The sequence below is a fragment of the Xanthobacter agilis genome, assembly GCF_021730435.1.
GTDB lineage: Bacteria > Pseudomonadota > Alphaproteobacteria > Rhizobiales > Xanthobacteraceae > Xanthobacter > Xanthobacter agilis.
In genome coordinates, this window is the sequence record NZ_JABWGX010000014.1 from 128,056 (window position 1) to 137,585 (window position 9,530).

General features: G+C 67.4%; 7 protein-coding genes. 4 read left to right on the top strand and 3 right to left on the bottom strand.

Annotated features, from left to right (window positions below; translation table 11 throughout):
• Positions 1–41 precede the first annotated feature (41 nt).
• The 3 genes from HUW53_RS12115 (at position 42) to HUW53_RS12125 (ending at position 3,612) form a co-directional block, all read left to right on the top strand.
• Positions 42–1,244: an acyl-CoA dehydrogenase family protein gene (locus tag HUW53_RS12115; protein ID WP_237346018.1), complete on the top strand. Its 1,203-nt coding sequence runs from the start codon at positions 42–44 to the stop codon at positions 1,242–1,244.
• A gap of 15 nt (positions 1,245–1,259) precedes the next feature.
• Positions 1,260–2,672 (top strand): LLM class flavin-dependent oxidoreductase, encoded by a 1,413-nt coding sequence (locus HUW53_RS12120; protein WP_237346019.1) that lies wholly within the window; start codon positions 1,260–1,262, stop codon positions 2,670–2,672.
• Between the two features lie 70 nt (positions 2,673–2,742).
• Positions 2,743–3,612 (top strand): NADPH-dependent oxidoreductase, encoded by an 870-nt coding sequence (locus HUW53_RS12125; protein ID WP_237346020.1) that lies wholly within the window; start codon positions 2,743–2,745, stop codon positions 3,610–3,612.
• A 15-nt stretch (positions 3,613–3,627) separates the two neighbouring features.
• Here HUW53_RS12125 and HUW53_RS12130 read toward each other — a convergent pair whose 3' ends face one another.
• Both HUW53_RS12130 and HUW53_RS12135 read right to left on the bottom strand, forming a co-directional pair.
• Positions 3,628–4,902 (bottom strand): YeeE/YedE family protein, encoded by a 1,275-nt coding sequence (locus tag HUW53_RS12130; RefSeq protein WP_237346021.1) that lies wholly within the window; start codon positions 4,900–4,902, stop codon positions 3,628–3,630.
• Positions 4,903–4,999: 97 nt separating this feature from the next.
• Positions 5,000–5,947 (bottom strand): sulfurtransferase, encoded by a 948-nt coding sequence (locus HUW53_RS12135; protein ID WP_237346022.1) that lies wholly within the window; start codon positions 5,945–5,947, stop codon positions 5,000–5,002.
• 232 nt (positions 5,948–6,179) lie between these two features.
• On the opposite strand from HUW53_RS12135, the gene HUW53_RS12140 reads away from it, so the two are divergent.
• Positions 6,180–7,538, top strand: a complete 1,359-nt coding sequence (locus HUW53_RS12140; protein WP_237346023.1) for an LLM class flavin-dependent oxidoreductase — start codon at positions 6,180–6,182, stop codon at positions 7,536–7,538.
• A 143-nt stretch (positions 7,539–7,681) separates the two neighbouring features.
• On the opposite strand, the gene HUW53_RS12145 is transcribed toward HUW53_RS12140, so the two are convergent.
• Complete coding sequence (locus HUW53_RS12145) at positions 7,682–9,040, bottom strand: tyrosine-type recombinase/integrase (RefSeq protein WP_237346024.1); 1,359 nt, start codon at positions 9,038–9,040, stop codon at positions 7,682–7,684.
• Positions 9,041–9,530: the final 490 nt, after the last annotated feature.

Here is a 9,530-nt window from a genome sequence, read left to right on the forward strand (position 1 = left end):
CCCGCCCGCCGCAGTCGATCCGCGCCACAGGAGCCTCGCTTATGACCCGTTCTTCCCTGCAGCCCGTGGCTGCGGCGCGTCCGTCGCCGCAGCCCGACTGGGCGTCCGTCGCCCAGAGCGTCGCCGACGCGCTCGTGCCGGATGCCGCCGCCCGCGACCGCGCCGGCGCTTCGCCCCGGCGGGAGCTGGAATTGCTGCGGGAGGCGGGCCTGCTCGCTTTGCTTAATCCGGTTGCCCATGGCGGAGGCGGGGGAAGCTTCACCGACGCGCTGGTCGCCACCCGGGTGATCGGGCAGGCGGATGCCTCCATCGCGCAACTCCTCGCCTATCACTATCTCCACCTCACCAATGCGGTGTGGCGAGCGACGCCGGAGCAGGCTGAACGGCTCTCCCGCGGATCGGTGGCAGGCAAATGGTTCTGGGGCGGTGCCTCCAATCCGCGCGATCCCGAATCGCGGCTTACGCCGGGGGCGGCGGGCTATCGCCTGTCCGGCCACAAGACCTTCGCCTCCAACGCCGCGCTCGCCGACAAGATCACCTTGCGCGCGCAGCTCGGCGACGGCTTCGCGGTCATCGTCGTGCCCGGCGATCGCGAGGGTGTCACCCACGGTAACGACTGGGATGCTTTCGGCCAGCGTCTGTCGGAGAGCGGCACCATCACCTTCGCGGACGTGCGGGTGGAGCCGGACGAGGTGCTGGGCGACCCGACCGCCGCGCCGGTGCCGCGCACCAGCCTGATCGTGCCGTTCCATCAGCTCCTCATCGTCAATTTCTACATCGGCACCGCGCAGGGCGCGCTGGCGGAAGCCGCCCGTTATGTCCGCACCACCTCGCGGCCGTGGCAGGCCTCCGGCGTCGAGGCTGCGCGCCTCGACCCCTACATCCTGGAGCACTACGGCAATCTCGATGTGGAGCTGCGCGCCTCGGTGGCCCTCGCCGACGTGGCCGGGCAGCGTTTCGAGGCGGCGACGGCCCGCGGCGATGCCATTACGCCCGAGGAGCGGAACGTGGCGGCCGCCGCCATCTATGCCGCCAAGGTCCATGCCAGCCGTACCGCGCTGGAGGTGACCTCGAAGATCTTCGAGCTGATGGGCGCCCGCGCCACGGCCAGCCATTACGGCTACGACCGCTTCTGGCGGAACATCCGCACCCACACCTTGCATGACCCTGTGGTCTACAAATCGCGCGAGGTGGGCAATTTCGCGCTCAACGGCACCATTACGCCAACCCCGCTCTACAGCTGACCGTTGGAGCCCGCCATGAGCCGTCCGAGGCAAGTCCGCTTCAATGCCTTCAACATGGCCGCCCCGGGCCACACCTGGGCGGGCCTGTGGGCGCACCCGCGCGACCGGGCGATCGCCTACAACAGTCTCGATTACTGGGTGGAGCTGGCGCGGATCGCCGAGCGCGGCCTGTTTGACGGCATCTTCATCGCCGATGTGTTCGGTCTCTATGATGTCTATGGCGGCAGCCCGGACGCCGCGCTCCTGTCGGGCGCGCAGGTCCCGCAGATCGACCCGGCGCTGGTGGTGCCCACCATGGCGCATGCGACCCGTCACATCGGCTTTGGCGTCACTACCAACCTCACCTACGAGCACCCCTATCAGTTCGCCCGCCGCTTCGCGACGCTGGACCATCTCACCAACGGGCGCGTGGGCTGGAACATCGTGACGGGCTATCTCGACAGCGGCGCGAGGGGGATGGGCCAGACGGCCAACCGCTCCCACGACCTGCGCTACGAGGCGGCGGAGGACTTCCTCGCCGCCACCTACAAGCTGTGGGAGGCAAGCTGGCAGGATGGCGCGGTTCTGCGAGACCGGGATGCCCGCATCTTCAGCGATCCCGCCCTGGTGCATCGGATCCACCACGACGGCCCCTTCTACCAGGTGGACGGCATCCAGCTCGCCGAGCCCTCGCCCCAGCGCACGCCGGTGCTCTACCAGGCGGGCACCTCGGGGCGCGGACGGCTGTTTGCGGCGAAGCATTCAGAAGGCATCTTCCTGAACGGCCAGACCCGGCCCATCCTGGCCGAGGCGGTGCGCGCCGTGCGGCAGGCGGCGGCGGGCTTCGGGCGCGACCCGTACGACATCCGCATGTTCGCCGGCGCCACCGTGATCGTCGCGCCGACGCGGGCCGAGGCGTTCGACCGCCTTGCCGACTATGCGCAATATGTGCACACGGCCGGTCAGCTGGCGCTGCTCTCCGGCTGGACGGGGGTGGACCTATCGACCCTCGACCCGGAGGAGGCGATCTCCTACGTGAAGAGCAACGCCATCCAGTCGACGCTCGAAAACCTCACCCTGCGCAGTCCCGAGCCGCTGAAGGTGAAGGACCTCGCGACGCTGTCCGCCACCGGCGCCCGCGCGCCCTTCATCGTCGGTGCGCCCGGCGAGGTGGCGGACGAGATCGTGTCGTGGGTCCGGGACACGGATGTGGACGGCTTCAACCTCAGCAGGCTGGTTTCGCACGAGACGCTGGAGGCCTTCGTCGATCTCGTGGTGCCGGAATTGCAAGACCGCGGAGTGTACAAGACTGCCTATGAGGCCGGTACGCTGCGTGAGAAGCTGTTCCCGGGGCGCGGCCCGACCCTTCCGGACAGCCATCCCGCAGCGGGCTTCCGGGGGACGGGCGGGGCGGCCGAGCTGCCGCGTCCGCGCGTCGCCCGGGCCTGATCCGTCCGATGCCTGCCGCCAGCGCACGACATGGATCGACCCCATCGCCGCGCCCTTGAAGGAGATGCCCATGACCGCCGCCGTCGCCGATGCACCCGCCCGGTCCGGACCGTCCACCGACGCTTCTGCCCTGCGGACCCTCCTTCAGGCGCGCTACGGGGCGGCGGAGGCGCCGTCCGGCATCCTCCTGAACGACACCATCGCCGGCCTTCTCTCCCATCGGTCCGTCCGGGCTTTCGCCGATCGCCCGCTGCCCGACGGGCTGGTCGAGACGCTGGTGGCGGCGGCCCAGTCGGCGCCATCGTCCTCCAACCTGCAGACCTTCAGCGTGGTGGCGGTGGAGAACCCCGCCACCAAGGCACGCCTCGCCGAGATCGCGGGGGGCCAGAAGCATGTGGTCGAGGCCCCGCTGGTGCTGGTGTGGCTCGCCGACCTCGCCCGCCTCGAGGAGGTCGGCCGCCGGGAGGCGAAGCCCACCGACGCGCTCGCCTTCCTAGAGACGCTGTTCGTGGGCATCATCGATGCCGCCTTGGCCGCGCAGAATGCACTGGTGGCGCTGGAATCCCTCGACCTCGGCGGGGTCTATCTCGGCGCTTTCCGCAACCGGCCGGTGGAGGTGGCGGAACTGCTCGGCTTGCCGCCCCACGTGCTCGGCGTGTTCGGCCTCGCCATCGGCCATCCCGACCCGGAACGGCCGGCGCAGGTGAAGCCCCGCCTCTCGCCCCGCCTGGTGCTCCACCGCGAGCGTTACGATGCGAGCCTGCCGCAGGCGGCGCTCGATCATTATGAGCAGGCCCTCAAGGACTTCCAGAAGGGGCAGGGCCTGCCGGAGGTGGGCTGGACCAGCGCCGCCCTCAGCCGCGTGCGCGGTGCCGAGGCCCTGAGCGGCCGCGACCGGATGCGTGAGGCGCTCGCAGCCCTCGGCTTCGGCCTGCGCTGAGACGGCGGGGCACACTCAGGCGATCCGGCGGCGGATCGGAAGTCCGGCCAGCATGCCGGCGAAGGCAGCGGCGAGAAAGATCCAGCCGGACAGGGCACCGGCATGGATGCCGGAGAGCAGGACACCCACGGTGCAGCCCAGCGCCGTCATGGCGCCCCAGCCCATCAGCAGACCCCCGGCGAGGCCGGACGCCACCTCGGCGGGGCGCGGCGCGCGCGGGGCGAAGGCGCCCGACAGGAGGGCGCTGGCGAAGCTGCCGCCGACGAGACCGATCACGAACAAGCCATTCCGCGAGAGCAGCGCCGTCTTCACCGCCGTGGCGCAGCCGCGGAAGCCGTCGAGGCCGTAGAGGGTTTCCGGCAAGAGGTGCAGGCGATCGGCCGCGCTGCGGGCGAGGCTGCCGATCTCCGCGGTGACGCCCAGCGGGCCGACGCGCAGGTAGCTGGCCGCCGAGATCACGCCGACGATCGCGCCGCCGACGAGGGCCGGCCAGCGCGCCACGAACACGGCGTGGGCCGCACGGCGCAGGTCGGACACGTGCGGGTCGGACACGCACGGCTCCGCGACAGCCGGCTCCTGCGCCGCGCGGGGGCGTGCGAAGGCGAAGGCGGCGAGGGCCAGCGCGGCGAGGATCGAGAGGGAAAACGCGAGCGTGCCCGCATATCCCAGATGATGCGGCAGCCAGATCACCGGCGCCTCGGAGACGACCGACAGGAACAGGGTGTTCCAGGAGAGAAACCCCAAGCCGAACCCAGCCGCCGTTCCCAGAAGCGCGAACGGCGCCGTGGGCGAGCCTTCCCCCAGCCGGTAGAGATGGGCGGAGATGCACGATCCCGACAGGGACATGCCGAAGCCGAAGGCGAAGGCGGCGACCGCGAGGACGAGGCTCACCGGGCCGATGTGGGCGTCCGGCGGCAGGCGCTCCGGCAGAGGGATCGGGAGCCAGGCGCCGATGACGAGGGTGTAGCCTGCGACACCGACCGCGAGCGCCAGGAGGATGGCGAGGACGCCGCGCGGGTCGCCGCCCTCGATCAGGTCCCGGGCGTGGCAGAAGAAGCAGAAGCGCGACCGCTGGAGCGTGATGCCGAAGATCGCGCCGAGGGCGAGCGAGAGGCCGAGGGGCCGCGCGGCGGGATCCCCGCCCGAAAGGTCGACGACCGCCCAGACGATGGCGCTCGCCAGGACGAGCGCCGCGATCACCGCGGCGGGCCGCAGCGGCCGGACGGCGGCCGGATTGGATCGGGCGGGAGGCACGGCGTGTGTGAGGCGTGGCGCAGGCGTGGTGGTCAAGGTCTCGCTCGCAGAAAGACGCGCGGGACAGGCAAAGCCTGACCCGCGCAAGGTGGCCTCAGGAAGGCATCCAGGAGAAGGGGGTAAAGGGCGCGGGCTACTTGCCCTGCCAGACCGTGCCGGCGAGGTTGGCGACGGGGACGCCGACCGAATTGCCGTACTCGGTCCACGAGCCGTCATAATTCTTCACGTCGTAGCCGAGGATGCGGGAGAGCGCGTACCAGGTGTGGCTGGAGCGCTCGCCGATGCGGCAATAGACAATGACGGGCTTGGAGCCGTCCACGCCGGCGTCGGCATAGAGCTTCTTCAGCTCGTCCTTCGACTTGAACTTGCCGGTGTCGGGATCGACCGCCTTCGACCAGGTCACGTTCTTAGCGCCGGGCACGTGGCCGGCGCGGATCGAGAGTTCCTTGGAGCCTTCGGGCGCGAACAGCTTGCCGGAGAACTCGTCGGGCGAGCGGATGTCGACGATGACGGCGCCGCTCTTGCCGTCGGCGGCGGCGAGCACGTCGGGCAGGCGGGCCCGCAGCGCGGCGTTGGGGCCGGAGAGCGTGAGGTCGGAGGCGGCGGTGGAGGGGGTCCGGGTGTCGAGGGGCAGCCCGAGCTTCTCCCAATACTTGCGGCCGCCGTCGAGCAGCTTCACCTGATCGCCGAGGCCATAGATGTTGAACACCCAGGCGCCCCAGGCGGCGAACCAGTTGTTGTTGTCGCCGTAGAGCACGATGGTCGTGTCCTTGGTGACACCGGCCTTTTCCAGGAGCGCTTCGAACTTTTCCTTGGCGACGATGTCGCGCTTCACCGTGTCCACGAGGTCGGTGTGCCAGTTGAGGTTCACCGCGCCCGGGATGTGGCCGCGCTCATAGAGGCCGGGGTCCACGCTCACCTCAAAGATGCGGACCTTCGGATTTTCCAGGTTCCTGGACAGCCACTCGGCTTCCACCAGCGGCCCCTGCTGGGCGGCGGCAGGGGTCGCGAGCGCGGTGGCGAAGGCCGCTGCGACGAGGCCGCCGCCGATTGCCCGCTTCAAATTCTCGATGAAGGACATGGGATACCCCGATGAACAGTGATCTCGGCGCGGGTCCGGCTGGCCCGGACGCGTACGCAGGCTGAAATGATGCCGTTACGGTAATTATTATGTCAACAAAATTGATTGATTTTATATTGTTTATCCGCCAACGTCGGGGTTCCGCCGGTGCTTCGGCATCCGGGTAAATGTGCACAGACCCCGCGTTCCGGCCCGCCGGCCACGCCAAGAGATCGCCTGTGGAGGCGAACAGATGAGACAAGCCCGACAGATCAAGCTCGGCGCCTTCCTGATGACGGATGGCCACCACATCGCTGGCTGGCGGCATGCGCGTGCCACCGCCAATGCCAATGTGCGGCCCGATCACTTCCTGCGGCTGGCGCGGATTGCGGAGGCGGCGAAGTTCGACGCCATCTTCCTCTCCGACTCCCTGGGCGTGCGCGACACCAATCTTGACTCGGTCCATCGCACGTCGCGCCATGTGGGGTTCGAGCCGCTCACGCTGCTGTCGGCGCTGTCGGTGGTGACGCACAACATCGGCCTCATCGGCACCGCTTCCACCTCCTTCAACGAGCCGTTCCACGTCGCCCGCAAGTTCGCCTCCCTCGACCTCCTGAGCGGTGGGCGCGCCGGGTGGAACCTCGTCACCTCCTCCGGCGAGGAAGAGGCCAGAAACTTCAATCTCGACCATCACATCCCCCACGCCGAGCGCTACGATCGCGCCCGGGAATTCCTCCAGGTGGTCAAGGGCCTCTGGGACAGCTGGGAGGACGATGCCTTTCTCCGAGACAAAGTGAGCGGCACCAATTTCGACCCGCGCAAGCTCCATGTGCTCGACCACCGCGGACGCCACTTCAGTGTGAGGGGGCCGCTCAATGTCGCGCGCTCGCCGCAGGGCCATCCCGTGGTGGTGCAGGCGGGGGCGTCAGAGGATGGGCGCGACCTTGCCGTCGCCAGCGCGGAAGCAATCTTCTGCGCCCATCGCACCCTGGCCGAGGCGCGCGCCTTCTACGCCGACATCAAGACCCGCGCCGACAGGGCCGGACGCAATCCGGACCATGTGAAGATCATGCCGGGGGTGTTCCCGGTGATCGGCCGGACCGAGACGGAGGCAAGGGAAAAGTTCGAGGAACTCCAGTCGCTCATCCATCCGGCGGTCGGGCTGCAACTGCTTTCGACCGTGATGGGAGTCGGCGACCTCACCGGCTACGACCTCGACGGGCCGCTCCCGGACCTGCCGGAGACCAACGGCCCCAAGAGCCGCCAGCAACTGGTGCTGGACGCGGCCCGCCGCGACAATCTCACGATCCGCCAGCTCTACCTCTCCATCGCCGGCGCGCGGGGCCACTGGCAGGTGGTGGGCACTGCCGAGCAGATCGCCGATGCCCTGGAGGAGCGCTTCGTCCGGGAGGGCGCCGACGGCTTCAACATCATGGCGCCGCACCTGCCCGGCGGGCTTGAGGACTTCATCGACGATGTCGTCCCGATCCTGCGCAAGCGGGGCCTGTTCCGCAGCGAATACGAGGGGACGACCCTGCGCGAGAATCTCGGCCTGCCCTTTCCGCGACAGCCCGCGGAGCGATCGGGCGTTTCGTCCGTGGCGGCTGAATAGAGCTTTCAAACAGGTGGTCGTTCTATGACAGCATGGCCGTTGGGATCGCGAGGCGATGCGAAGGCGCGCAATCTCGGCGGTCATGTCGTCATGAGGGGACCGTCCCGCTGTCCTGTTCCAGGGCATAGCGAAGTTGAACGAGCTCATGCGGCGAGATGCTCGCTTTGGTCCCGTTCCGCACCCTCATCGCCGGCTGCCTTTTGTAGAAACCGCGCCAATGCGGCCTTCCGGGAACCACGATCAAGCGCGTAGGCGGTCTGCTTGAACTCAATCCCGTCGAGCAGCCCCTGAATGTAACCAGAGATCGTATCCGCGGCCATGATCAGGGCGGTGTCGAGCGTATGGATATAATTGCTCGTGACCGATCCCTTCGCATGGCCGACCAAGGCGGCGATGGTGACCTCGGTGAAACCCAGATCGTTCGCGACGCTGGCAAAGCTGTGGCGGAGGACGTGAGGGCTGATGTCAGCCAAGGGCGAGTCCGCGAAGATCTTCCCCCAGTGATTGGGAAAGCTGCCGAACGCACTCTCGCCACCCCGGCCGGGGAAGACGTAATCTCCAATCGCCTCTTTCCGACGCCTCTCCAGATATTCCACCACGGGTAGCCCAATGGGTCGGACGGAGCTTCCCTCCTTGCTATCCTTTAGGCGCAGGCAACTGCAAGCTGTATCGGCTTCATCCCATCGCAGCGTTACCATCTCCATGCGCCGGCATCCGGTCAGGGCGATCTGGCGGATGATCTCGACCGACATCCGGTAGTTCTCGTTCTTGGAAGCCGTCTTGAGCAGGTCGCCGAGGACGCGATATTCGGCTTCGCTCAGTCGCCGGGCGCGGACGTTGTCCTTCGGCCGCCGCACACCGTGTGCCGGATTCGTTTCGATAACCCCGGCTTCGACCGCATAGGTGAGGATGCCGCCGAGCAGACCGATTGTCCGCGTAGCTGTGCCGGCCCCGCCTCTCACGATGGACTTGCCGCGCAGGTTCTTCGTCTTGACGGTGACACGCGTCTTCCCTGCCATGATGTCCTTCATGGCCCTCGTGATGTCGGCTTTCGTCAGGTCCCTGACGCGACGCGAGCCGAGGAGGGGAACGATATGACGGTGGATGCGGCCGAGATCGGAGGCGATCGTGCCCGGCTTCTTGGGGCGGCCACCCTTTCCGAGGATGAGACCCGCTTGCAGATCGGCGAGGTAGAGGTCACAGAGTTCCTTGACCGTGAGCGCCTTGCGATCGAGCAGCCGTTCTTCGGCCGGGTCGTCGCCTTGTGCGATCCGGCCCAATTGCGCTTTGGCTTCCTGGCGCGCGCGTTCCGGTGTCCACACTCCATGCAGCCCGATCGTGAACCGGCGCGATCGGCCAGCCGACCGATACTGGAGGACGTAGCTTCGCTTTCCGGACGTGAAAACCCGGAGGCCAAAGCCGGGAAGCTCATCGTCCCAGACGACATAATCCTTGGCGCCGGCTTCCGCGGCATCGACGGCCCTTTTGGTGAGCTTAGCCATGGGGTTTCTCCGCCCTGATCGCTTCGTCTCGCGTAAGCGCCACGTAAGCAGCAGGAAGAAAGTGGTGGCGGAGAGAAGGATAGTCTCGGCTAGGGTGCGCTACAAATTCTTTTTCAGTAACAGTATGATATCGCATTTCTTCGCGCTCCATCGTGATTTCGACGGAGCTACTAGTAGTCCCTCCGAAGGCGGAGGTCACACGTTCGAATCGTGTCGGGTGCGCCATTTCAATTAAAAGTTGTATTGGCATTTGGGTGGCAGACGCCCCTTTTTTGTCCTCGCGTACCAGCGACCGAATCCTGTCTTCTCCAAAATTCGACACGGTATGAGACGCGCGGCTTGGCGCCCCTGGCTCCCACGGTCTCTTGCGTGCCCCGAGGTCGGTAGATCCTGACGTGACCCCCTGAAACTCCTCCAGAAATAGCTAGAGTCCGCCCGATGAAAGGGACGGACGAATGAAACGATCAAGGTTCACGGAAGAACAGATTAT